At 64.1% G+C, this 24,243-nt stretch carries 18 protein-coding genes; 11 read left to right on the top strand and 7 right to left on the bottom strand.

Annotation, left to right across the window (positions count from 1 at the left end):
* Positions 1-13 precede the first annotated feature (13 nt).
* The 4 genes from BLA15945_RS34630 to BLA15945_RS34645 all read right to left on the bottom strand — a co-directional run bounded on the left by BLA15945_RS34630 (position 14) and on the right by BLA15945_RS34645 (position 3,534).
* Positions 14-808 carry an ABC transporter ATP-binding protein gene (locus tag BLA15945_RS34630; protein ID WP_059241521.1) on the bottom strand — a complete coding sequence of 265 codons (795 nt, stop codon included), beginning with the start codon at positions 806-808 and terminating at the stop codon, positions 14-16.
* The gene (locus tag BLA15945_RS34635; protein WP_174994474.1) at positions 805-1,920 is read right to left on the bottom strand and encodes an acyl-CoA dehydrogenase family protein; all 1,116 of its coding nucleotides are present in this window, start codon (positions 1,918-1,920) and stop codon (positions 805-807) included. Before BLA15945_RS34635 ends, BLA15945_RS34630 begins: the two co-directional genes overlap by 4 nt.
* Complete coding sequence (locus BLA15945_RS34640) at positions 1,893-2,459, bottom strand: carboxymuconolactone decarboxylase family protein (protein ID WP_059241525.1); 567 nt, start codon at positions 2,457-2,459, stop codon at positions 1,893-1,895. Before BLA15945_RS34640 ends, BLA15945_RS34635 begins: the two co-directional genes overlap by 28 nt.
* A 115-nt stretch (positions 2,460-2,574) precedes the next feature.
* Positions 2,575-3,534: an AraC family transcriptional regulator gene (locus BLA15945_RS34645; protein ID WP_174994475.1), complete on the bottom strand. Its 960-nt coding sequence runs from the start codon at positions 3,532-3,534 to the stop codon at positions 2,575-2,577.
* Between the two features lie 617 nt (positions 3,535-4,151).
* On the opposite strand from BLA15945_RS34645, the gene BLA15945_RS34650 reads away from it, so the two are divergent.
* Positions 4,152-4,934, top strand: a complete 783-nt coding sequence (locus tag BLA15945_RS34650) for a hypothetical protein (RefSeq protein ID WP_174994476.1) — start codon at positions 4,152-4,154, stop codon at positions 4,932-4,934.
* Between the two features lie 45 nt (positions 4,935-4,979).
* Here BLA15945_RS34650 and BLA15945_RS34655 read toward each other — a convergent pair whose 3' ends face one another.
* Positions 4,980-5,738, bottom strand: coding sequence for a GntR family transcriptional regulator (locus tag BLA15945_RS34655; RefSeq protein WP_059241530.1), 759 nt, complete (start codon positions 5,736-5,738; stop codon positions 4,980-4,982).
* Positions 5,739-5,993: 255 nt separating this feature from the next.
* On the opposite strand from BLA15945_RS34655, the gene BLA15945_RS34660 reads away from it, so the two are divergent.
* From BLA15945_RS34660 to BLA15945_RS34695, 8 genes are all read left to right on the top strand, one after another.
* A complete protein-coding gene (locus BLA15945_RS34660) occupies positions 5,994-8,060 on the top strand; it encodes a hydantoinase/oxoprolinase family protein (protein WP_174994477.1) in 2,067 nt (688 codons plus the stop codon).
* Between the two features lie 14 nt (positions 8,061-8,074).
* On the top strand, positions 8,075-9,835 hold the full coding sequence (locus BLA15945_RS34665) for a hydantoinase B/oxoprolinase family protein (protein WP_059241534.1): 1,761 nt from the start codon (positions 8,075-8,077) through the stop codon (positions 9,833-9,835).
* Positions 9,832-10,899 carry a phosphotransferase gene (locus BLA15945_RS34670; protein WP_174994478.1) on the top strand — a complete coding sequence of 356 codons (1,068 nt, stop codon included), beginning with the start codon at positions 9,832-9,834 and terminating at the stop codon, positions 10,897-10,899. Before BLA15945_RS34665 ends, BLA15945_RS34670 begins: the two co-directional genes overlap by 4 nt.
* 25 nt (positions 10,900-10,924) lie before the next feature.
* Positions 10,925-12,211 (top strand): aspartate aminotransferase family protein, encoded by a 1,287-nt coding sequence (locus tag BLA15945_RS34675; protein ID WP_174994479.1) that lies wholly within the window; start codon positions 10,925-10,927, stop codon positions 12,209-12,211.
* 354 nt (positions 12,212-12,565) lie between these two features.
* A complete protein-coding gene (locus tag BLA15945_RS34680) occupies positions 12,566-13,774 on the top strand; it encodes an alpha/beta hydrolase family protein (protein ID WP_174994480.1) in 1,209 nt (402 codons plus the stop codon).
* A 66-nt stretch (positions 13,775-13,840) separates the two neighbouring features.
* On the top strand, positions 13,841-14,623 hold the full coding sequence (locus BLA15945_RS34685; protein WP_059241542.1) for an SDR family NAD(P)-dependent oxidoreductase: 783 nt from the start codon (positions 13,841-13,843) through the stop codon (positions 14,621-14,623).
* Positions 14,624-14,989: 366 nt separating this feature from the next.
* Entirely contained in the window at positions 14,990-16,282 is a 1,293-nt protein-coding gene (locus BLA15945_RS34690) for an MFS transporter (protein WP_174994481.1), read from the top strand.
* A gap of 241 nt (positions 16,283-16,523) precedes the next feature.
* Positions 16,524-16,877: a hypothetical protein gene (locus BLA15945_RS34695; RefSeq protein ID WP_155627333.1), complete on the top strand. Its 354-nt coding sequence runs from the start codon at positions 16,524-16,526 to the stop codon at positions 16,875-16,877.
* Between the two features lie 59 nt (positions 16,878-16,936).
* Here the strand turns inward: BLA15945_RS34695 and BLA15945_RS34700 are convergent, their stop codons facing one another.
* Positions 16,937-19,876, bottom strand: coding sequence for an ATP-binding protein (locus BLA15945_RS34700; RefSeq protein WP_174994482.1), 2,940 nt, complete (start codon positions 19,874-19,876; stop codon positions 16,937-16,939).
* Between the two features lie 338 nt (positions 19,877-20,214).
* Between BLA15945_RS34700 and BLA15945_RS34705 the strand changes: the two genes are divergently transcribed.
* On the top strand, positions 20,215-20,871 hold the full coding sequence (locus BLA15945_RS34705; RefSeq protein ID WP_174994483.1) for a helix-turn-helix domain-containing protein: 657 nt from the start codon (positions 20,215-20,217) through the stop codon (positions 20,869-20,871).
* 293 nt (positions 20,872-21,164) lie between these two features.
* Here the strand turns inward: BLA15945_RS34705 and BLA15945_RS34710 are convergent, their stop codons facing one another.
* Positions 21,165-21,800 (bottom strand): hypothetical protein, encoded by a 636-nt coding sequence (locus BLA15945_RS34710; protein WP_174994484.1) that lies wholly within the window; start codon positions 21,798-21,800, stop codon positions 21,165-21,167.
* A 976-nt stretch (positions 21,801-22,776) separates the two neighbouring features.
* Between BLA15945_RS34710 and BLA15945_RS34715 the strand changes: the two genes are divergently transcribed.
* Positions 22,777-23,925 (top strand): phosphatase domain-containing putative toxin, encoded by a 1,149-nt coding sequence (locus BLA15945_RS34715; RefSeq protein WP_174994485.1) that lies wholly within the window; start codon positions 22,777-22,779, stop codon positions 23,923-23,925.
* Positions 23,926-24,243 lie beyond the last annotated feature (318 nt).

A 24,243-nucleotide genomic window follows, 5' to 3' on the forward strand; every position in this document is an offset into this window, starting at 1 on the left:
GAGGCGGGACAGGTCAGTGAGCGGGGTGGAGTTCGGACGCGTGCGGGCGCTTCATGCCGGCCTGCAACGCCTTCAGGATGTCGATGCGCATCGTGCCGAGTTCGCTGACGAACGCGTCGCGCGGATGCGGAAGATCGACCTGCCAGGCATCGATGAAACGGCCTTGCGTGCCGAGCAGCACGATGCGGTCGGCCACGAGCAGCGCTTCGTCGATGTCGTGGGTCACGAGTACCGTCGCGCAGCGCGTCGTCGCGACGATGCCCGCCAGCAGCTGTTGCATCGCGGCGCGCGTGACTTCGTCGAGGGCGGAGAACGGCTCGTCGAGCAGCAAGGCCTGCGGTTGACGCGCCAGTGCGCGCGCGAGCGCCGCGCGCTGCGCCATGCCGCCGGAGAGCTGGGCCGGGCGTAGCGCTGCGGCGGCTTCGAGCCCGACCGCGCGCAGGGCCGACCGGACGCGTTCGCGTTGCTGATCGCGCGTGAGGCGATCCTGATGCTCGAACGCGAGCCCGAACGCGACGTTCCGTTCGGTCGACAGCCACGGCAACAGGCAGGGATCCTGAAACGCGATCGCGATCTTCGGATGCGGACCCTGCAGCATCGCGCCGTTGACCGACACGGTGCCCGATTGCGGCCGCTCGAGGCCGGCCAGCGCGCGCAGGAGGCTCGACTTGCCGGTGCCGCTCGGGCCGATCAGCGCGACGATTTCGCCCGGAGCGACCGACAGCGAGACATCGGCAAGCACGATCGTGGGCGACGGCTCGCCGTAGCCGAGCGTCAGGTGGCGGGCGTCCAGCAGCGGCGGCGTCATGCGGCGATGCTCCGCGACTGCGCCGCGAGTTGCGCCTTCAGCTGCACCACGCTGGGCGTGACGATCGGAATGAACGCCGCTTCGCGCCAGCGTCGATCGAAACCGAGCCCGGCATCGCGCAGATAGCCGCGGCCACCGCTCGCCTCGAGTTCGAGGTTCACGGCGGTCGCCACCAGCGTCGCGAGCGTGATGCGCAGCTCGAACAGGCGATCGGGGTGCATGCGCAGGCTGCCGTCGGCAAGGCCGCTCGACAGCTGCGCGCATGCGGCGGCCAGCCCGGCCGCGCACGATTCGACTTCTGCGCCCAGGATGCCGCGCGACGTCTTCGCCGCACGCTGCGCTTCGGCCAGCGCGCGACGCGCAAGCCCGATCGAGAGCCCGCACTGCAAACCCAGGAACGCCGGTCGCACCGCCGGCAGGAAAGTTCGCGCATCCGGATGGATCAGCCACGCGGCATCGGTCGGCACGTCCTCGAGACGCAACGCGGCGGTGTTGCTGCCGCGCAGCGCGATCAGGTCGAGATCCGCGCTGCGGGCCAGGCCGGGCGCGTCATGCGGGATCGCGACGATCGCGGACGGGCGGCCATCGGGAAACGCGACGGCGGCCGCCACCACGAACTGCTCCGCGCGCAGGTTCGTCACCCAGGCCATCCTGCCGGTCAGCCGCCAGTCGCCGGCCGCTTCCGCGTGCTGCGTGGCGTCGATCTGCAGCGATTCGATCCCGCACAGATACTTCATCGCGTTCGACAGGCCGCTGGCACCGGCGCAACTGCCGTCGAGCAGCGCCGGCAGCCAGCGCTCGCGCAGCGCGGTATTGGGGCTTTGCAGCAGATACTCGATGAAGCTGCGCTGGCCCCACAGAACGAAGGCTGCCGCCAGCGAATGCTCGGCCACCGCGGCGATGCCCGCAATGGCGTCCGCGGTACTGCCGCCGGCGCCGCCGAGGCTCGCCGGCACGCCGCTTCGGAACAGCCCCGCGGCCGCGAGGCGCGGCACGACTTCGGCTTTCAGGTCGGCGCTCGTGTCGAGCGGCGTGGCGTTCGCGTCGAGCCAGTCGACGAACGACGCGTCGAGTGCGGGCGCCGTCAGGCGAGCTGTGTCCGGGGTTCCCATCGGTATGCCGCCAGTTCGGGGTTGAGTTCGTTGCGCGCGAGGTTGTTCGCGAAGTTGCACAGCGTTGCGAGGCTGACGCCCAGCACCACCTCGAGCGCGTTCGCTTCGGTGAAGCCGGCGGCAACGAAGGCGTCGAGCGCGTCGTCGGCAACGGCGCCGCGCGTCGCGATCACCGCACGCGTGAATTCGGCGACGGCATCCAGCCGCGCATCGGCGACCGGCTCACCGTCGCGCAACGCGTTCACGTCCGCGCGATCGACATGCGCCTTTTTCAGCGCCGCCGCGGTGTGGCCGGCCACGCAGAACGCGCAGCCGTGGACGGCGGCCGCGGTGATCTGAACCGCTTCGCGCTCGGCAAACGTGAGGCCCGCGCGGCTGTTGATCTCCGAGACGGTCAGATAGGTTTCGAGGGCGACCGGCGCATTCGCGAGCGAGCGCACCAGGTTCGGCAGGAAGCCGTTCGCACGCAGCGATTTCTCCAGGAACGGCTGGCTCGGCGCGGGGGCCGTTTCGATGGCAGGCAAGGGCAGGCGGCTCACAGGATTCTCCGGAAGGGCAGTGAGAACATTGTCGAGGCGGCGTCGCCACCGGACAATGCGCGAACATCCGCGATTCCTGTGCGTTCGTCCCGCGGGGCGGCGGTGCGCCGTCCGGTTAGTGGAGGCGCGCCGCAGCGTGCGACGCGTTGTCGCGATCGCGACGCCATGCGCCGGGCTGCATGCCCATCGTGCGCTTGAATGCATGCGCGAATGCCGACTCCGACTGATAGCCGACGATTTCGCCTGCACGCGAAATCGGCAAGCCCTGCTGCAACAGGTCTGCCGCGAGCCTCATCCGCACCATCGTGACGAACTGCATCGGCGGATGTCCCGACGCTTCGCTGAAGTGCTTGCAGAACGCGGTGCGCGACATGTTGGCGAGCGCGGCCATCGACTCGGTGGTCCACGCGTCGCCGGGCGCGTCGACGATCGCGGCCAGGAGCGTGCCGAAGCCGGTCCGCTGCATCAGCGACGCGAGCCCGCTGGTCACGGTATCGTGCCCGGCGGCGTCCCGTACCGCATAGAACAGCAGTAGTTCGACCAGCTTGTCGATCAGCGGCGATGGCGCGTCGACGCCATGACGGCCTTCGGCGCGTATCAGGTCGAACAGGCCGTGGATGCCGCGATGGGCGTCGTCGCCGCGCCGCACGATCAGGTACTCCGGGAGGAGCGACACGATTGCGCGCGAGACGGTGGAGTGGAATTCGATGAAGCCGCAGGCAAGCCCGACACTGCCGTCGATCGACGGGTCGAGCGTCTGCATCGTTCCGCGTCGCTCGATCCGGCCGTCACCGGCGACGGTGCAGGCGTTCGGATTGACCGGGCTCGGCGACAACCCGTGCGGCACGTCGCGCAGCAGGAACACGGCTTCGCCTTCGGCAACCGGGACGCTGGCGCGCCCGTCGGCGAAGTGAAGCCACGCCGATCCATGCAGGATGACGTGGAAGCTTGCCTTGGCACGGCCGGCGGTCGACGCCTGCCAGTCGCCGCAGTACTGGCCGACGTGAAAGAGCTGGCTTCTGGGCGCCAGGCTGGACAGCAGCCAATGGACGACCTTGTCTGTTTGCGCGGACATTCCGATGCTGGAAGGAGGTTGACGCGCCCATGCTACGGGCTGCGTCGCGCCGCTCAAACCAACGATTCGTAGAAAGCTTTTTCCTGGCGTGGCGAAGGGATCCTCGCGTACGCGTAACGCCTACGACTCCCGGCGAACGCGTGCGAGCCCCTTGCGGAACGTCGTCACCGCGAACCCGGCCGGACGGTTGGCCCTCGCGCGGGGCCCCGGACCAGTCTCTTCCGCAGCCGGCCGTGACACGCCCGTCATGTGAAGCCGGAAACGCGCGGGGCGTTCTGCCGTTCGAGCGTTGGGTAGCGCACCCGTTGCCATTTCGCTCCCGCCTTTCCGTATCGCGACACCCCGCCGTGCAGCAACGCCACGGCGGTCGCTCGCATTTCGGAACGCATCTTCGTGTTCGGCTCGTTCCTTGACGCAACGCTGGCGGATCATGTGCCTGCGGCTTCCCGGCATCGTTGTCCCGGCATGGCCAAGCGGCCTGTCGAACGGCAATACGCTACGTCGTTCAATGCCGTGAATCAACGCGTGGCGCGATCGCCTCGACACGCCGGCACCTCGGGTGGCGCCCGCATACGCTGCCTGAAAAATCCATCCCGTCCATGGAATCGACATTGTCAATGTTCATGCAGGAGGCCGGTATCCCGTCGTTGACCCAGGAACGGTATCTGCTGGAAGCGCGAGGGCGCGGCGCAGGCCGACACTGGCATGTGGACGATGAAGCGCTGATCCGTGCATACCGATACGCGTCGAATACCGCGCCGAAAACAGCCGAGAGCCACGCGAGCCTGCTGCGCCAGTTGGGTCATTGGTTGCGCGCCAACCCCGAGGCCGACGGCAGGCCGCGCCCGACCTTGTCGGTGTTGTGCGCCGAATTGATCGAGTCGCACCGGCCAGCGCGCAAAAATCCGCATGTCCAGGCGTTCCGCGAAGCGGTGGGAAGGCGCAGCAGTACGGGTAAAAATACGCCCAGTGCACTGGATGCGCTGGTTCGCGGCGATACCGCGCGGAAACGGCAGCCGGTCCAGAGCGACGACGAAGCATTGATCCGGCGCTATCAGCAGACCTCGGCCACGCTTCGCAGGACGGCGCTGACGCATGCGAGCCTGCTGCGCCGGCTGGCGATCTGGCTACGCAGCCATCCGGAAGAGAGCGGGCAGCCGCGGCCGACACTCGCCGAACTGCGCAGCATGCTGTTCCGTTCAGGACAAGCGGCCCGCGCGAATCGCCATCTCCAGGCTTTTCGCGATGCGGTGGGACCGCAGAGCAGCGCGGGCCAGAACGTGGCCAGCGCACTGAATGCCCTGGTGCACGGCAATACGACGCGAAAGTCGCGGCGGGCCCGGGTCGACGCAGAAGCATCCGTCAAAGCGCGTCGAATGGCCCCGGTTCCCGCTCCGTAGGCGGCACGGCGTCGTGCGCGCCAGCTGCGTCGCGTGGCTGGATGCTCACGCGTGATCGTGCCGCAAGATGTCCAGGTAAATCGCACCAAAGGTTTCGATGTCTTCAACCAGGGTTGCCCGCGCCGTATCGCCATCGCCACTCTCCAGCGCCGCGATGATTCGGTCATGTTGCGCCGCGCCGAAATCGTGTCCGCGTTTGGCGGGACTGGCGGTCATCGCACGTTCGATGCTCGACAGATACGGGCCGCTCTGCTGCCAGAGATTTTCGATGATCTGCAGCAACGCAGGCGATTCCGCACCGCGATAGATGCCGAAGTGGAAGGCCTGGTTCGCCTCCATGACGGTCGGATGATCGCGCTTCTTCGCTGCAGCCTTGAGCCGGGTGTTGGCGGCCTTGACATCCCGCAGCGCATCGCCGCCGATCCGCTTGGCGGAGAGATAGGCGGCATACCCTTCCGCCGCGACGCGCGCCTCGATCAACGCCTGATACTGACCGAGCGTGAGCAGCGGCACGCGAACCTGCCGGTTCGGCAAGGTTTCCAGCGCACCTTCGCTCACCAGTCTGGAGACGGCATCCCGCACCGGCATCATGCTCACGCCGAGCGTGCCGGCGAGGTACCGCAGGGTCAACGACTGGCCCATCTCGAACTGACCTTGCCGCAGTGCCTGGCTCAACTGTCGATAGACCTTGTCATACAGGGTCTCGCGCTCGACAGGTTCAAGAAGGCCGGGGCGATCCGCCTTGGCGACGCCACGCTCGGATGCAGGCAAATCGCGGATTTCCGCCACCTTCTTGTCGTTCATACGAATCCTCGTTCGTGATGCGTGATGCCAGATATTTTATCACGCAGATCTGGCGCCGATCGCGCCGCCCGGCCCGTGCCCGTTGCGGCGGCGCGTGGATGAACCGCGGCCCGGCTCCGGCTGGGCGGCAGGTTTCGGCTTGCGCTTTCGGAGACCTGAGCCTATGATTTGTTATCTGTTATCACAGATAACAAAAGAGGTGCGCTGCAAAGCGCCGGACTGGAATCGAGCCTGCTCATTTAAGTGGATGGAGCCATGAGAATCGCTGTCGACACTGGAGGTACTTTCACGGACCTGATCGTCGAATACGACGACGGTCAACTGAGAATGGCAAAGGCGCCGACGACGCCTGGCAAGCCATTGGAAGGGGTGCATGCCGCGCTGCAGGTGGCGGCGCAGGACGGCGGTTTCACGGTGGAACAGTTGTTGGCGCGCACCAGCATGTTCATCTATGGCACGACGCACGCGCTGAACGCAGTCGTGACCGGGCGGACGGCCCGAACTGCCTTTCTCACGACGGAAGGCCACCCGGACATCCTGGTGCTCAGGGAGGGCGGACGGCCCGACGTATTCGATTATTCGCTGTCGACGCCGGCCCCCTATATTCCACGGTCGCTCACCTGGCAGGTCGCCGAGCGCATGCTCGCGGATGGCTCGGTCGGCACGCCGCTGGATGAAGCGAAGTTGCTGGCCTCGATCGAGGAGATGAAGGCCGCCCGGATCGAAGCCGTCGCCGTGTGCCTGCTTTGGTCGAACGTCAACCACCGCCACGAGGAGCGGATCGGCGAACTGCTCGCGGCCCATCTGCCGTCGGTTCCCGTGTCGCTTTCGCACCGTGTGTCGCCGACGATCCGCGAGTATCGGCGCGCGTCCGCAACGGCGATCGACGCGTCCCTGAAGCCTTCCATGATCAAGCACCTGGAAGGGTTGCGACACTTCCTGCGCGAGGCAGGGCTCAAGGGGCGGTTGCTCGTGCTGACTTCCCGGGGCGGCATCCTGGACATCGCCGACGCCGCGGCAATGCCGATCCAGATGCTCAATTCGGGGCCGGCGATGGCACCCATTTCCGGCCGCTATTTCGCGTCGGTCGACGAGCCCAGCGAATTCGCCATCGTCGCGGATACGGGCGGCACCACGTATGACGTGAGCCTGGTGAGACGGGGCAGAATTCCGGTGACGCGCGAGACGCACATCGAATCGCCGAGCGGATCGCACATTACGGGGTTTCCGTCGGTCGACATCAAGAGTGTCGGTGCGGGCGGCGGTTCGATCGCGTGGGTGGACGATGGCGGGATGCTGCATGTCGGCCCGCAAAGTGCGGGGGCCGAACCCGGCCCGGCCGCCTACGACAACGGCGGCGATCTTCCGACCGTCACCGACGCCTGCGTGGCCCTGGGTTATCTCGATCCCGACTTCTTCCTTGGCGGGCGGCGCAAGCTGAATGTCGATGCGTCGGTGAAGGCGATCCGGGCGCATGTCGCGGAACCGCTCGGCAGAACCGTCGAGGAAGCGGCCAGCGCGATCATCCAGATCGCAACGGAAAACATGGTCCAGGCGATCGAAACGATCACCGTCAATCAAGGCGTCGATCCGAAGGACGCGGTCCTGATCGGCGGGGGCGGCGCAGCAGGGCTCAACTCTGCGTGGATCGCCCGGCGCCTCGGCGCAAAGAGCCTGCTCATTCCGCAACTGGGCGCCGCGCTATCGGCGTGCGGCGCATTGATGTCCGACCTCACCGCGCAGTATCGCCGCACGTTCTTCACGCGGACCGATCGCTTCGATTTTTCCGGCGCGGGACACGTGCTCGAAGACCTGAACGGCGACTGCCGGCGATTCCTCGATCAAGCCGGGACCGAAGGCGCGACCGAGTTCCTGGTCGAGGCGCGCTACCCGGATCAGGTCTGGGAAATCGAGGTGCCCGTTACCCCGGACGTCTTTACGCACGCTGACGGCATCAAGGTGTTCGAAGCCGCTTTCCATCGTGCGCACGAGGAGCTTTTCGGCATCCAGGACGACACGTCGCCGGTCGAGATCGTCGGCTGGTGTGCAACGGTTTCCGTGCGGGTGCGCGGTGCATCCGAGCCATGCGTCGGCCATGCCGGCGATAGCGCGGGCGAGCCGGCGGTGCGGGTCCGCCGCGCGTATTTCCCGGATACCGGCTACATCGATACGGCGGTGCACCGGCTCGGCGACATCGGCGTGCAACACCGCATCAGCGGACCTGCCATCGTCGAATCCCCCTTTACGACCATCGTGGTGCCGCCTGGCGCCGAGGCAAGCCGGACGCCGTCCGGAAGCCTGGTGATGACCGACGTTGAATGAGAGGACCACGGACCATGACTGAAAACACGACCAAAGGCCGCCGCGACGGCGTCAAGCTGGCGCTCGTCAACAACCGGCTCCAGGGCATTGCCAGAAAGATGTCGAATACGCTGGCCCGAACCGGCCGCTCAGGCGTGCTCAACATTGCACGTGATTTTTCCTGCTGCATCGTGTCCGCCGACGACGAACTCGTCGCGGCGGCCGAGAGCCTGCCCATTCACGTGCTGTCCGGGCCGGACCTGATGTCGAAGTCGATGAAGGAACTGCACCCGGGCTTTCTGCCGGGGGATGTGTTCCTCCACAACTCGCCGTATCACGGGTGCTCGCATCCTGCGGACCATACGCTGCTCGCGCCCGTGTTCGACGGCGACGGCAAGCACCGGTTCACCATCCTGGTCAAGGCGCACCAGGCGGATTGCGGCAATTCCCAGCCGACGACCTACATGGGGACTGCGCGCGACGTGTATGAAGAGGGCGCGCTGATTTTCCCGTGCGTCCAGGTGCAACGACAGTATGAACGTGTCTCCGACGTGATCCGCATGTGCGAACTGCGGATTCGCGTGCCGGAGCAATGGCGGGGGGATTTTCTCGCGATGCTCGGGTCCGTTCGCATCGGCGAGCAGGAACTGCTTGCGTTGGGACAGGATCTTGGGTGGGACGCACTCGAGGCCCTGACGAAGGATTACCTCGACTACAGCGAAGAGCGCATGATCGCCGCGCTGCGCCAGCTGCCGCGCGCCAGTGCGGAGCGCTCGTCGACGCACGATCCGATCCCGGGCACGCCGCCCGACGGGATCACCGTCAAGGTGACGGTCCGGATCGATCCTGACGACGCCCGTGTCCACGTCGATCTGACCGACAACGACGATTGCTACCCGTGCGGGCTCAATCTGTCGGAGTCCTGCGCGCGGACCGCCGCGATGATCGGCATTTTCAACAGTATCGACGCGACGATTCCAAAGAATGCCGGCGCGTTCCGCCGCATCGATGTCCAGCTGCGTGAAGGATGCGTCGTCGGTGTGCCGCGTCATCCGACCTCATGTTCGGTCGCGACGACGAACCTCGCGGACCGTGTCACGGGCCCGGTTCAGGTCGCGATGGCGGACATCTCCGCGAGCATTGGCGCCGCCGAATGCGGTCCGTTCCAGCCGCCGTCGGTCGGCGTGCTCTCCGGGGTGCGCGGAGACACCGGGGATGCGTATGTCAATCAGGTGTTTCTGGGTTTCACCGGCGGCGGCGCCGGGCCGCGCGCCGACGCGTGGCAATTGATGCTGCATGCCGGCAACGGCGGCCAATGCCTGCTCGACAGCGTGGAGCTGGACGAATTGCGCATGCCGGTGATCGTGACCAGACGGCAATTCGTGATCGACAGCGAGGGCGCGGGGCAGTATCGCGGCGCGTCGAGCCTCGTGACCGAATTCGGCCCGCTGTCCGGCAAGATGACGGTTGCGTATGTCGCGGATGGTTCCGTCAATCCGGCCCAGGGCGCCCGCGGCGGCGGTGCGGGCGGCGCGACGTCGCAGGTTCTGATCGACAAGGACGGGCAGTGCCATGACATTCCCGTGGCGGGACATGTCGATCTGGTTCCGGGCGAGACCATCCGCTCGGTATGCGCGGGCGGTGGAGGATACGGGGTACCGAAAACCCGAGCCGTCGCGGCCGTGATCGACGACGTGCGCGAGCGCTGGATTTCGCGTGAGCGCGCGTTGTCGGTCTACGGCGTCGACGTTCATGCGGATGCCAGTGGCGGGGTGGCTGTCGAGGTCCGGAAATGAGCCGGGGAACCGACGCCGGCTACGCCTTCGACAAGACGATGACCGAAGCCATGCCGGCCGTGCATGACGAGGTGGCTTGCGACATCGTGCGCGCCGTTTATTCGATCGAACCGCGTTCGCTCAGGAGACTCACCGGCGAGCGCGATCTCAATTACCTGGTGGAGGACGCGGAAGCGCGCCGGTACGTGCTCAAAATTACGCACCCGTCCGAGCTTGCGCAGGTGACGGAACTCGTCACGAAGGCCCTGCGTCACATCGAGGCGACCGACTCGTCGATTCCGGTTCCCACGGTGTTGTCGACCAACACCGGGGCCGACGCCGGCTGGTTTTGCCTCCATGACGGCCGGATGGCGCCCGTGCGATTGTTCAGTTTCCTTCAGGGAACGCCGCTGCACCAGATCGAGGTCGACCGATTCTGCCGGCGCTCGATCGGGCAAACGCACGCCAGGATCGGACGTGCCCTTGCCGATTTCGCGTACCCGGCGCCCGATCGCGACCTGCTGTGGGATCTGAAGCGCATGGACCGGGTCAGGGGGCTGCTGGAATACATCGACGGTCCGGATCGGCAGCGATTGGCCATCGAGTCCTTCGAGCGCTTTCAAGCGGGCATCGAACCGCTGTCGGGTGCGCTACGGGAACAGTACATCCACAATGACCTGAATCCGTACAACGTGCTGGTCGATCCTGCGACCCACGGCGTGTCCGGCGTCATCGATTTCGGGGATATCGTCAAGGCCCCGTTGATCAACGACCTGGCGACCGCGGCTTCGTATTTCATCGCGGACGCCGACGATCCGCTGGCGCCCGTTGTCGAACTGGTGGCTGCCTACCACGGCGAGATGCCGCTGGACACGGTGGAGCTTCACGCACTCTTTCCGCTGATCCTCGCGCGACTGGTCATGACCGTCGCCATCACGGAATGGCGCGCGTCGCTGCATCCGTCGAACAGCGCCTACATTTTGCGAAACAACGCCAATGCATGGATCGGTCTGAAGCGCCTGGCGCGGATCTCCGATGCACAGGCGAACACACGTTTCCAGGCCATTCGCGATCTTCGCGGTTAGCCTCAACCCTATCGTGAGAAGTTCAATGGATACAACCGATTCGATTGCGCGTCGCCAGAACAATCTCGGCCCGGCTTATCGCCTGTTCTACGATGAACCCGTCCATGCCAAAAGCGCCGAGGGGGTGTGGATTGTCGATGTGGACGGAAAGCGCTACCTGGACGTGTACAACAACGTGCCGTCGGTCGGGCATGCGCATCCCGGCGTCGTGGCGGCGATCTCCAGCCAGATGGCCGTGCTGGCGACGCATACCCGCTATGTGGAAGAGCGGATTCTCGAGTATTCGGATCGCCTGCTCGCGCTGTTTCCGGCGGCGCTCGACAAGGTGATGTTTACCTGCACCGGCAGCGAGGCGAACGATCTTGCGTTGCGCGTTGCACGTGCGGCAACGAACGGAACGGGCATCATCGTGACGAAGCTGGCGTATCACGGCGTCACCAGCTCGATCGCCGAGATCTCTCCGTCGTTCGGCGCAGGCGTACCGCTCGGCCAGCATGTGCGCACCGTCCCGGCCCCCGACACCTACCGGACCTACTCGGCCGGGCAAGTCGCTTCCGCGTTTGCCGAAAGCGTTGCCGCGGCGGTCGCCGACATGAGGCGGCACGGTATTCAGCCCGCCGCGCTGATCGTCGACACGATTTTCAGCAGCGACGGCATTTTCGGCGATCCGGCCGGCTTTCTGGGCCCGGCGGTCGATCTGATCCGTCGCGAGGGCGGAATTTTCATCGCCGATGAAGTTCAAGCCGGCTTTGGCCGTACCGGATCCGCGATGTGGGGTTTCGAGCGCCACGGTGTCGTTCCGGACATCGTCACGCTCGGGAAGCCGATGGGAAACGGGTATCCGGTTGCCGGCATCGTCGCACGGACGCCGCTGATCGACGCGTTCGCCAGCCGGACCCGATACTTCAACACGTTTGGCGGCAATCCGGTGGCAAGCGCTGCGGGCCTTGCGGTACTGAATGCGATCCGGGACGAAGGGCTGATGCTCAACGTGCAAAGCACGGGACACTATTTCCGGTCGAAGCTGCTCGAGCTTCAGGACGCGTGCCCGCTGATCGGGGACATTCGTGGCGCAGGTTTCTTCCTCGGGGTCGAACTCGTGAAGGACCGGCAATCCCAAGCGCCATTGAGCGACGACACGCCGAAGGTGGTGAATGGCATGCGCAGGAAAGGCATCCTGATCAGTGCCACCGGGCCGTACGGAAACGTTCTCAAGTTGAGACCGCAACTGATTTTTCAACCGGACCACGTCGATCTGTTCATGACGAACCTCGAAGCGGTTTTGTCAGACGTAACGCGCTCGCTCGCCTGATATTCCGGGTTCCACGTTCGGCGCCCGGACGGCGGCAATCCGGTCAACAGGGACGGCAGCCACCGCCCGGAGCCGGCACCGCCGACGCTTCCGGGGCGCCAACGGAACATCATCTTGATATGTGATAACAGACCCGCTATCATGAATCGAAATTTACGTATCCGTAAATTCAGGCGTGACCCTCGCGAAGCGCCAGCGGATGCCTGAGGGGTGAAAGGGTCTCGGGGCGCCAGTTCAAGGGGATACCGGTCGCAGGTGTCGGCACCGTCGGCAAGCGACCCGCAAGAAACAGAATCAATGAAGACGGTTGGTCGTATCTGGGTTAGTCAAATCAATCATGGAGAGAGACAGAAGATGGATGCGAAGAACGTAGCACCCGGTCGTTACGAGAAGAATGGCTGGGTTCAATGGCCGGGGCAGCCCGAGCTGAGTTTTCAGTTTGCGCGCACGCTGGGTGCCGCGCAGGAAGGGGCCAGCCTGATCAGCGAGTGCTTTCTCGCGGCATCGCGGATGGCGCCGGGCGATACCGAGAGCTGGTATCGCGAATGGCAAGCCCTCGCACGGACGAGCGAGACCCGTGCGAACGAGGCGTTTGAATTGAAGCGCTTTCGTACGGCGAGCAGCAACTGGCTGCGCGCGGCCAACTACTATCGTTCGTCGGAGTTCTATCTCGGGCATGACGACCCGCGACGCACCGACACCTTCGAAAGCGTGGAGCGCTGCTCGAAGCGTTATCTGGCGGGTCTCACGCCTGCCGGCGAAGTCGTCAAGGTTCCGTACGAGAACGGGGCGCACCTGGATGCCTATTTCATCCCGTGTGCAGGCAGCGACGTTCGTTCGCCGGTCGTAATCGCTTTCGGCGGGCTCGACGAGTACAAGGACGAACTCCTTCACGAGATGCCCAAGCACGCGCTTCCCCGCGGCATGTCGTTGCTGCTGGTCGATCTGCCCGGACAAGGCGGAACGCTGCGCAGGCAGAAAATCGTCAACCGCCCGGATACGCAGGTCCCGGTCGGTGCATGTGTCGACTATTTGCTGACGCGTGCAGACGTCGATTCGACCCGGATCGGGCTGTACGGTGCCAGCGTCGGGGGTGTCTACGCGGCGCTGGCCGCAGCGGCCGAGAAGCGGATCGCTGCCGTGGTGTCGGATTCGGTGATGTTCGACATGTCGTCGCTGTTCGCCGAGTGGCTCGACTTCCCCGACAAGCTGATCTGGGGCCACCTGAAATGGGTCTTCGGATGCCCGACACCGGAAGCGGTGGTTCAGCGGGCCAAAGTGTTCTCGTTGAGCGGCGTCATCGACAACATCAGCGTGCCGTATCTCGTCCTGCAGGGAACCGAGGACTGGCTCGGCCTCGAGACGGCGACCGATACCTACGACTATGCGAAAAAGAGCGGTGTAAACGCCGAACTCAAGCTTTTTTATCCGGAAGAAACCGGCGCGGCGCATTGCCAGATCGACAATCCGACGCTCGGTCAGGAATTTGTCTGCGACTGGCTGGCCGAGAAGCTCGGTGTCGATCAGGCAAGCGCGCGGGCCCGATACCCGGCACTGGCCTGAGTCCGGTGCATCGGCGCAGATCGATCGTCTGATCAACATTTTGTTATCCTGAACAGGAGTAGGTTGATGAAACTGAAGGGAAAGGTAGCGCTCGTGACGGGCGGGTCTCAAGGCATCGGCGAAGCGGTCGCCCGAGCCTTGTCGCAAGAAGGCGCGATCGTCGCCGTCGTGGCGTCGAGCAGCGTCGAGAAAGCCGTGGCCGTCGCGAGGACGCTGGGCGCCGCGGAGGGCAGGGCGAAAGGCTATGCCGCGGATGTTCGCGATGCGGATGCGATGACGCAACTGGCGAAGGAGATCGTCGCGGATTTCGGCCGGATCGACATTCTCGTGAATTGCGCGGGCGTGTTCGTGCCGACACCGATCGAGTCCGACGACAAGACCAACATGAACAACACCGTCGACATCAACGTCAAGGGAACGTGGAACGCCATCAGCGCCGTCGTGCCGGAGATGAAGCGCAACCAATACGGCAAGATCGTGAACATTGCGTCCGTATGCGGGGTCATGGGATTCGGCTCCTTTGCGGCCTACTGCGCGACGAAGGCAGCCGTCATCATGCTGACCAAGACACTGGTGTTCGAGCTGGCGCCACACGGCATCAACATCAATGCGATCGGGCCGGGGAATACCGCCACGCCGATCAACGAATATATCCGCAAGGATCCGGAGTACGCATCGGTCCTCAAGGAGATCGTGGATCAGACGCCCAGCGGGAACGCCTACTCGTCACCGGAAGACATCGCGCAAATCGCGCTGTTCCTCGTGTCCGACGCCGCGCGCGCGATGCACGGCAGTTTCGTTCTTGCGGACGAAGGGTATTCTGCCGGGGCGGATTTCACGTCGGACTGACCGGACGCATCGACGGGCGTCGGCGCGCATTGCATCGTCGCTGTCGAGATTTCGCACAAGAATCCGGCAACGATCATGAAATGAGAAATCTGCGACATATGTTTCGGAGTCCATCATTTGTGATCGTTATCGCCTCGTCGGCGCCCGTGTCGACCGGGCGATGGCAGCGCGAGTTGAAATGGCGTCCGGCATGGACCGATCGCACCTGCGTTCTCCGGCAGGCCCGGCAGTTTCGTACGACCTTGTTCCGGTCCACTGCCAGGCCTGCCGGGCACCTACTCAGAAAGACCGTTCCGTCATGCAGATTGCATGGAAGCGCTTCGTGCTTCGCAAAGGGAACCGTCGCACCATTCAGGAGGAGACTCGATGAACTCGACCTTTGACGAATTCAAGCGGAACTGGCTACTGGTCGTGGTCGCCATGTTCGGATGCGGGCTGGGGATTTCTTCTCTGCCCCTCTATACATCGGGCGTTTTTTTCCCGTACATGACGAACGATCTCGGATGGACCCGTAGCGAACTGTCCTTCGCGGTATTGCTCTCCACGCTGATGCTGGCCGTTGCGTCACCCATCGCCGGGCTGCTGATGGACCGATTCGGTGTGGCCAGGATCACGGCCTGCTCGCTCGTGATGGCTGCGGCCCTGTTTGCGGTGCTTGGGCTGCATCGCTTTTCGCTGGCGCAGTTTTATGCGATCCAGCTCGCTATCGCCGCGTTGGGGGCAGGGGCCGCCCCGGTTGCGTACACACGGCTGGTGGTCCATCAGTTCGAGGCGACCAAAGGGCTTGCCCTCGGCATCACCCTCCTGGGACCGAGCCTGGTTGCAACCTTTGCGCCGCTCCTCGTCGCCACGGTCATTTCCACGCATGACTGGCAGGCTGGGTATCTGACGCTCGCTGCGCTGACAGCGGCCATGCTGCCGTTACTCGGTGCGCTGTTGCTCGTGCAGCCGGCGGCACTCCGCGCGTCGAAATCGACCGCGGTTGCACCAGACGACAGCCTGTTCAATGCGACCGAGCGGCGCGCGATCTTCTCGCGGTTGATGCTCGGGCTCGGATGCTACTCGCTCGCGGTGGGCGGCATGCTCGTGCATTTGACGCCGATGCTGGTCGATGGCGGGATGACCACCGTCAATGCCGCGAAGATTGCCGGACTCGTCGGGATTTCCGGCATAGCGGGCCGACTGCTCGGGGGCTGGAGCGCCGACCGCATCTTCGGTCCGTATATCCTGGGCACGATTGCGGTAGTCGCCGCGACTGGCTATGCCGCACTCGCGACGTTCGGCATCCCGGCAGCGCCTTTTTCAGCGATCGCGGTAGGCTTCGCGCTCGGCACCGAGGGCGACCTGCTGGGATACCTGGTATCCCGTTACTTTGGAAAGCGGTCGTATGGCAGGGTATTCGGGTGGATCTTCGGCGCATTCATCGCATGCCTGGGCCTCAGCCCGATGATCATGGCGTTTCTCCATGCGCGATCGGGATCGTACAGCGTGCCGCTTTGGGTCGATTCGGTCCTGCTGGTTGTTTCCGCCATCGTGCTCGTCAGGCTTCCGAAGTATCGTCGCAGCCGGCACGACATGCCCGGTGACGAAAACAGCCCGCAGGGGAGGCCCGCGACGTATCCGGAGGGGCCTCAAAAGACGAATTTTTTCGTGCGCTGAAGGGGGGATTGATCGTTGCCGAATTCGGGGCGACCGGGTGCGGAAAGACTGTTGAGCGGATCAACACGAAAATCATCCACTTCCGCAGGTGTGTCATTCGACCTCTGCATGAGGCGCTGGCCGCACCACGTCGGTTCGCAAGCGTCCAAGTATCTTCGCGGTTCTGAAAGCATGTTGGCTGAATGGCAAGAACAATTATCGTTTTTTGCGGAAGGTTTTGCTCCGCAAGTTCGAGGCCAAGATGGAATTCAAGACGAACCGATTGCGCGTTTTCGGCGTGGTCCCGCGGCAGGCCGCACAGCTTTGTGCGTCGCTGCTCAAAGACGACGAGGTGGCTGCTCTTGTCCCCTGGATGAATGGCAAAGACGCAAAGGAAGCGGGGCAGGAGACTTTGCGTATCGAGCTTTTATGCGGGGCCGGCAGCTTGAACGTCTGGGCAATTCAAAGACTTGAAGATCAAGTTCTGGTGGGCGCTGTCATGGAGACACCGTCGCTGGTGGGCAGCCGTGTCGAGGCGATCCTTGGCCGTCAGTACTGGAATCTCGGATACTCGGATGAAGCCATCGCACCGATCCTCGAATGGATAGCGTCATAGGGTCGAGCGATTCGGGCGAATGACCAGGTCGGCACGCGCGACGACAAGCGCATCGCGAATCAGGTGATTGTGTCGCGACCTTCCTCCGCCTTCCGCGACGGTACGATTTGCTCCCGGGTAGCCGAGATCCGGCGCCACAGCAGCGATGCACGTTGTTGCCGGGCTTCGTGCGCTGCGTGCTCGAGCGCCGCGTGCACATGCTCGGCGGGCAGGCCCGCGTGGTGCTGGATGACCGCATACACACGCCACGCCTCGGGCATCAACCACCTGCGTCCGCCGGCCGACAGATTGGCGATCATCTGCTCGAACTGAGGAACCAGCATCGAAACGTCCACCTTGCTCAACACCAATCCGCGAAACCGTTCCAGCACGACCAGATCGACGATGGTCGTATGACCGCGGGCCAGATTGCCCAGCGCCAGTCGAGTCAGCTTGCACGCTTCGTCGTGTGTCTCGTCGATTGCGTGCGTCCACTGCAGGAAACTGCACCCGACGCTCGTCCAGCCTTGCAAGCCGTTGCGTTGCGCGATATCGAGCAGCAACCGGGCCTGCTGTGCGACACGCTGCGTGTTGCCTTCCAGCAGGAACAGGACGCAAGCCATCATCGCGGCAGCGCAACGCGCGATCGGATCGGAGGGGTGTCGTGCGTCCTGCAACGCGCGCAACAACAGCGGATGCGCAATCGTATGCGCGCCGGTCAGCCACAGCGACATGGCCAGCGCGTTGTCCGACACCACGGCGACATAGTCGGGCGTGCCGGTTTCCGGCCACTGGCGATCGGGCCGTTCGCCAACCGGCGGCGCATGTCCGTCCGGTGGAGCAAACAGGCGGATGGCCTCGTCGTGCCGGCCATCGAAGGTCAGCAGCGCACCGTGCAGCAGCGCAAAGCCCTGATGTGACGACGAACTGGCACATTCGTGCAAGATCCGCGCCCGCACCTGCATCAGGAGTTCGGGCGAATCGTCATTGAAACCGGCTTCGAGCGAGCGCATCAACAACAGCGATAGCGCGAGCACGCGGTTGTCGTCGTCGGCGCAGGCCGTGGCGAGTTCATAGACACGCCACCACGATGCAACGACCTCCGCTGTCGACGTGGCGTGCTGCATGGACTGCGCCACGGACAGATACAGCAGCATGTGGTCGCGGATCTTGAGGACCGGGCGCGACAGATCGTGCTCCAGCACACGGCGAATCCATGTCAGCCATTCCCTGGCGAGACGCGCGCCGATCCAGATCGCTCCCGAATGTTGCAGCAGCTGGATGGCGATCCGCGGATAACCGGCGTTGCCTGAAAAACCGAGTGCGCGTCGCAGGTCGGCAAGCGTCGGCGCGCTGTCGCGGCGCTTATCGGCAGGCCTGCCATCCCGCCCGGACGGCGGGCTGATTTTCCGGACGACCCATTTGGCATGACGCGCGGACAGGTCTGCATGGTCGAAACGATGCGTCAGGATCCCACGGATGAATCGCCGCACCGGCCGGGAGACTTCGAAGTGGCCGCCAGGATCGGCGGACGGGCCTGCATCGACCAGGCCGGCGTCGATCAGGTTCGCCACGATCGCGGGCAGCCGGTCTTCCGTATCCCCGGTGCCCGTTTCTTCCGGTCGGATCGAGACGGCACATGCGTCGGCCAGGTCGAACGGTCCGCCGATCAGACTGACGCAACACAATACGTGCTGCGCAGCGGTGTCGAGCGCGCCGTAGGCCAGTGCGACCACGGACGACACCAGCGTAGCCGGTTCCGGTGCAATCTCGTGACTTCCAGTTCGATGCTGCATGAGCCGGCGCCACCGCGCGTTCCAGTCCTCGGCCGCGCTGTCGAGCGTCGTGCGACCGCGCACCGCGCGTGCGATCTGTCGTGCCGCCAACGCGAGTGCAAGCGGATTGCCGCTCAACGCGCGGGAGATCGATTCCAGCGTCGCGTCGAGCGGCCTGCCGCGCGTGCGATCCGGCGTTGCGTCGACGCGCCCGGCGCTCGGCCGTCCCCCGTTCGATTCGAGCTGCGCGACGAGCAGTCGGCAGGCATCCGACAGGGGCGTGTCCGCCGTGTCGAGCGCCGCAGCGGATGCCGGTCGCCCGCCGAAGCGCAGCGGCGCCACTGGCAGCACACGCTCTTCGGCGATGAACAACGGTGCTTCCGCGCATACGATCACGCACACCTCGGTCACGCTCAGCCATGTCTCGACGAGACTGGCGACCTCCTGCGCGAGATGATCGCAATGATCGATGACCAGCAGCATGCGGCGATTCGTCAAGTGCTCGATGAGCCCGCCCGGTCCCGACGACGCATGCGACGACACGGGCAGGATTTTTGCCGCAATGACATCCGGGACGAGTTCGGGCAGTGTCAGGTCGGCGAGCTCGACGTAGGCGACACCATCGGGGAACAATGCCGAGGTGCACAGCGCTGCCTCGCGAGCGAGCCGGGTTTTTCCATTGCCGCCCGGGCTGGTCAACGTAATCAGGCGATGCTTCGGCGCCAGCATCAACAACTCGGAGAGTTCCGCATCGCGCCCGATCAACGGCCGATGCTCGATATCATCGTCGAGCAAACCCGCGACACGCTCTTCGTGCCTGCCGGCATCGCGCATGTCGTGCCATTCGCATCTCGGCGGATCGACTGCCGCGCGCCTGCCGTCGGGACCGGCCCACTCGTCGCGAATGTCGCACCACTCGGCGGCGAAGCGATAGCCGCGGCGCGGCACGGTCTCGATCACGTCCCGATCGTCGCCCAGCACGTTGCGCAGTTGCGATACCAGCGCCTGAACGCTATTGGCCGACACGGATGAACCCGGCCAGACATGCTGCTGCAGTTGTTCGATCGAGACGATCCTGCCGCCCGCATCGATCAATGCGATCAGCAATTCGGTGGCCCGTTCGTTGGGGGCGAGCGCTTTTCCCTCCGCCCACAAGCGGCGGGACTTGCGCCCGATGGCAAAACGGCCGAACAGCGTGAAATGCTCATCGGAAGGAAGCTGCGCTCGGGCATCCTGCAGGGGCATGGCTTGCTCTCGATATTTACGGATAGGTAAATCCCGGGTTGCCGAATCGCGACGCCGAGCTTCTTCAACCTTTCGTTACTGGATAGTGAACCCCGACCATCGAGGCTGAACTGGCAACAATTCAACCCGGAATTTACATATATGCAAATCAGGGTGTTTAAAAAAACCGTGGCCGTGAAGATACCGCGGTTTCGTCATGCAATTGTGAATTCAGTGTACGTCCTTTGTCGTGTGACGACAAGCCTCGTCCGCGGGGGCGGCGATGCGGTATATTCAGTTCACTCATCCGTCTATTCAATTTACTCATCCGCAACGTTTTTCAACTCCGATGAACGGCAATGAACAAGAAGACCCGCGTCGCCTCCATCACTTCGGCACTGTCGATCAAGCCGCCGCGCCGCGGCCGCCAGCAAGTACCCGCCGACAAGATCGGCCAGCGGTTGCGCGCGCTGCGCCAGTCGCGGGACCTGACGCTGAATGAGGCAAGCCGGCTGACCGGTGTTCCTGCCGCGACGTTTTCGCGTATCGAGACGAACAAGATGTCGCCGACCTTCGGCATGCTGCTCCGGATCATCGAAGGGATGGGGTTCGACTGGAGCGAGGTGCTGACCGTCCAGCCACGCAAGGTCACCACGCTGAGCGTCTGTCGCGCAGAAGACATCGTCACGACGCGAATCGCCAACATTCCGTATGAATACGCACTGCTGCACCGCGACAGTTCGACCGGGATGATCACGTTGCGCATGCAGGTCGAGGCACGTACGCTCGACGAGGCAGGGGGGCTCGCCACGCACGACAGCGAGGAATTTTGCTATGTGCTGTCAGGCGAACTGGAACTGCATTTCGAACAAGGGGAGCCGACGCGGTTGCGGGCGGGCGAAAGTGCATTGTTTTCGTCGCATCGGCCGCATGCATACGTGGCGCCGGCCGGTGCGACGCTGCTCGTGGTGCTGACCCCTTCCGGATACGCGCAACAGAAACCCGTTTCACCGTAGCGCGTCCTGGCATGTCCGCAACGCCGGACTTCGTCGTGCGCGGACGCTCGCGGCAGGTCGTGGAATATGGAAAAGTACCGGTCAGCGGCGATTTCGTCACCAACCGGCAGGTCGGCGCAACACGTGAGTAACCGGCTCGGAACGGGCATGTGTTCCAAGCGACAATGCCTGTTCCAGGGTGACGGTCCGGCCAGCGCGCGGTTGCCGGCGCGGTCGTTCACTGGTTCGCGTCCCGCGAGTACCACTCGTTTGGCTAATTCCCGTTCATCTCGATGAGCGGGAACGGGGTCGATTCATCGCTTGACGAATGGATCGATATCGTCATCTTTTGCGTCCCGATTTGAAGATTTCTCGAAAGAAAATGTTTCATTTCCTTTGAATGGTCCGGAGATTTCCACATTCGCAGTACTTCTGCGAAATGCGTATTCATGGTAATTGACGACCCACATCGCAATATGTTTTTTATCTTCCTCAATTTCATTTCTTCCGAAATACTCGGGAATCAATTGCGATAGGCGATCTCGGCGCTCCTCGTCCTTGTCCTTGATTGCTTCCCGTTCCAGCAGGATATCTTCGTGAGGCGCCGTTACCTGCCCGCTCGACGAGCGTCGCGGCGGCATCGCTTGACTCAGTCGTTGCAGTCGAATCGAAGGTGCCGGATTTGCCGGAGCGTGATCTGCGGCATGCTTGCCAGCCGGAGATTCGGCTGACTGGATTCCCGCTCGGCGCGCTTCTTCGCGAAGCCCCGTTGCCTGTTCGCCCCTCGAGTGTCGCGGTGCCCTCATCCGGCTCAGCTGCTGCAACTGAACCGGTGGTGTTGGACTGGAAGGGACCGTGTCATTGACACGTTCACCAAGCGGATTGTCGGTGTGGGGCAAGCCACGCTCGCCCGGCTCACGGCTAATGGTGCATCCCATCGAGCGCTCCATGTGGATTGCAATTTGGCACCCGCCAGATTACCGGTCAGGCGCGGTGCGATCTGTTCGGCTTGCGAAGCGTTGGACGATGATGCGAAGACATGCCGTGCCGTCCTCAATGACGTTGTCCGGTGCTGGCCAGCAGATGTCGATGCAACTTGGCGGGCATCGACGACGCGAAGGGATCAAGTGATCCGGATGGTTTTGCCGGCGTGGCGAAGTCACGGCGACGCATGCGAAGCGTAAAAATCCGGCATGATCGAACGAGGTGTATCCGAACGTTTCGCACCGGGAGTGCAGCGTTCGATGTCACGCGAGAGGTGTTTGCATCGCGCTCCACCCGGCGCGAATTCATGTGCTTCGCGCCCCCGATGGTATTTTCGCGTTCGGGACCGCGCGGTTGCCGCGGAACCGCGACCCTATCGACCTCTGCGGCGCATGTCCGTGCGGGGTCCGTTGCAGACAGGCTCAATTTTTCCCGCCTCGCGACATTCGTTGGCTGAACGGGCGCCGCCAAGCGGCCGCGCGTCAGCGTCGCGTCATCCATCCCCGTCCCGACGTCAACGTATCGGGCCGTCGGCCGGTACTTGGCGAAGGGGGGGCATCGACAGCGCGCTGGATCCGGAACCGCGCCGCATTGACCACGCTCGTGGCGTATCGGCAGGCAAGCGGGAGCGGGGCGACCGGTGTTCGACGACCCCGCGCTTCGTCGACATCAAGACGCCGAGTCTGCATGCGGCGTCAGGATCTCCGGCGATCGGTACCGGCGTCGATCGCGAGGCATGGCTCGAAGGCGCATACAACCATGCAGGATCGCTTCCCGTACCCAACGGACGCGTCGATCGAGGGCTTGCCGAAACGGTGAAGATCGATGAGTGGTCGGGCGATCGGGCGATCCACATGATCGGACCCATTCCGTGGTTCCGTACAAGCATCGACGCGCGCCTCTCGACTCTTCGCGCGGCGACACAGGCATTCTGGAGACGTCATGACGAACATCGCAAAATCCGGCGGATTCAAGCCACCGGTTACGAGTGAATCGGGATCCGATGAGCGCTGCATTCAAAAGACACGTCAACAGCCGCAGGATGCCGAGCATTCTGCCCGGCATCCCACGCTATCGATACTGCCTCGCAAACCGGAGGCGGGCACCCGGGCCGGCGACGACGGCATTGCCACGCTACCGCGCATCAGCTCCCTGCGGTTCGCACAACCGGAGCGAGAGCTGGATCCCGTCCTGACCTACGACCGCACGCCACCGCCGGAAGACCAGCCGGGTAGCGCGGAACATTTCCGGTACTTCCGGACCACCAGCGACTTGAGCGCCCTTCCGGCGCACTTCAATCGGGAAGGACTTGACGACTTGCGACTATCGGGAAGCGAGACGATCTCGACGACCGGGCAGGTTGAACGTATCGCGCGATCCGCGAACATTCAGAATCGGGATCAATTGCATATCGTCGATGTCCGCCAGGAATCACACGTCGTAGCCGGCCGCTACGCACTGACGTTGCGCGGCCTGAAAGACTGGGCCAACGTCGGCCTTTCGCACGAGGAAGCGTTGCAGCGCGAAGCCGACTGGATCGGCGACCTTCGTCGAAGCGAGCATCTGACGATCCATAGCGCGGAAGACATGAAGTCGGGCGTCAGGCCGATGAGGTCGGTCACGCTCCATCGTCCGGAGATCGTCAGCGAGCAGGCGCTCGTCGAACGCACCGGGGCAAACTATGCCCGTCTGACGGTCACCGACCACCTGCGGCCGGGCAACGATGCCGTCGACCGGTTCGTCGATATCGTCCGTCAGATGCCATCCGGCGCAGCATTGCATGTGCATTGCAAGGGTGGCAGAGGGCGCACGACCACGTTCATGGCGATCTATGACATGTTGCGCAACGCTCGACGGGTGTCGGCAGACGGCATCATCGACCGGCAAGGGGAGCTGGGTCACTATCAATTGAGAAAGATCGATGGGCAGAACGCCGTCTTTCGACAGGATCGATTGTCGTTCCTCTATGCGTTCCATGAGTACGCGAGACAAAACCCGGACGGACAGCCGCAAACCTGGAGCGCATGGCTCGCGTCGCGTCCGGGCGCCGGCGCCAGAGCTACCGATGGCGTGCCGGCTGCCAGGGATTGATCGCCGCGGCATGGTCAGGTAATCGGCGGCACGTCGAGAGAGACAGTGGAATCGTGACTGTCGATGCCCTCCACCTCGCGATGGACTGACATGCCCTGGGGCAAGGCAGACAGGCGCGGGTCGACGCAACGCAAGCCAGATCGGCAAAACGGGGCGTCGCCGCGCTGAACCGTGCAGGTCCGGCCCCGTCCGTTCCATTCCGGACAACGCCACGCGCCGCGTCGACGCGCCACATTGCCCGAGCGACCGGCCTCCGCTTCGCCACGGCGCACGCTGCTTCGCGTTCACCCGCCACCCACGGCAGCGGGAACCTACGAT

The organism is Burkholderia arboris (assembly GCF_902499125.1).
GTDB lineage: Bacteria > Pseudomonadota > Gammaproteobacteria > Burkholderiales > Burkholderiaceae > Burkholderia > Burkholderia arboris.

What these genes read in the sequence shown, in the direction of transcription:
- BLA15945_RS34630 (WP_059241521.1), bottom strand. Translation starts at nt 808, where the DNA reads ATGACGCCGCCGCTGCTGGACGCCCGCCACCTGACGCTCGGCTACGGC.
- BLA15945_RS34710 (WP_174994484.1), bottom strand. Translation starts at nt 21,800, where the DNA reads ATGGAGCGCTCGATGGGATGCACCATTAGCCGTGAGCCGGGCGAGCGT.
- BLA15945_RS34705 (WP_174994483.1), top strand. Translation starts at nt 20,215, where the DNA reads ATGAACAAGAAGACCCGCGTCGCCTCCATCACTTCGGCACTGTCGATC.
- BLA15945_RS34675 (WP_174994479.1), top strand. Translation starts at nt 10,925, where the DNA reads ATGGATACAACCGATTCGATTGCGCGTCGCCAGAACAATCTCGGCCCG.
- BLA15945_RS34655 (WP_059241530.1), bottom strand. Translation starts at nt 5,738, where the DNA reads ATGAACGACAAGAAGGTGGCGGAAATCCGCGATTTGCCTGCATCCGAG.
- BLA15945_RS34700 (WP_174994482.1), bottom strand. Translation starts at nt 19,876, where the DNA reads ATGCCCCTGCAGGATGCCCGAGCGCAGCTTCCTTCCGATGAGCATTTC.
- BLA15945_RS34650 (WP_174994476.1), top strand. Translation starts at nt 4,152, where the DNA reads ATGTTCATGCAGGAGGCCGGTATCCCGTCGTTGACCCAGGAACGGTAT.
- BLA15945_RS34635 (WP_174994474.1), bottom strand. Translation starts at nt 1,920, where the DNA reads ATGGGAACCCCGGACACAGCTCGCCTGACGGCGCCCGCACTCGACGCG.
- BLA15945_RS34645 (WP_174994475.1), bottom strand. Translation starts at nt 3,534, where the DNA reads ATGTCCGCGCAAACAGACAAGGTCGTCCATTGGCTGCTGTCCAGCCTG.
- BLA15945_RS34670 (WP_174994478.1), top strand. Translation starts at nt 9,832, where the DNA reads ATGAGCCGGGGAACCGACGCCGGCTACGCCTTCGACAAGACGATGACC.
- BLA15945_RS34685 (WP_059241542.1), top strand. Translation starts at nt 13,841, where the DNA reads ATGAAACTGAAGGGAAAGGTAGCGCTCGTGACGGGCGGGTCTCAAGGC.
- BLA15945_RS34660 (WP_174994477.1), top strand. Translation starts at nt 5,994, where the DNA reads ATGAGAATCGCTGTCGACACTGGAGGTACTTTCACGGACCTGATCGTC.
- BLA15945_RS34690 (WP_174994481.1), top strand. Translation starts at nt 14,990, where the DNA reads ATGAACTCGACCTTTGACGAATTCAAGCGGAACTGGCTACTGGTCGTG.
- BLA15945_RS34695 (WP_155627333.1), top strand. Translation starts at nt 16,524, where the DNA reads ATGGAATTCAAGACGAACCGATTGCGCGTTTTCGGCGTGGTCCCGCGG.
- BLA15945_RS34680 (WP_174994480.1), top strand. Translation starts at nt 12,566, where the DNA reads ATGGATGCGAAGAACGTAGCACCCGGTCGTTACGAGAAGAATGGCTGG.
- BLA15945_RS34665 (WP_059241534.1), top strand. Translation starts at nt 8,075, where the DNA reads ATGACTGAAAACACGACCAAAGGCCGCCGCGACGGCGTCAAGCTGGCG.
- BLA15945_RS34715 (WP_174994485.1), top strand. Translation starts at nt 22,777, where the DNA reads ATGACGAACATCGCAAAATCCGGCGGATTCAAGCCACCGGTTACGAGT.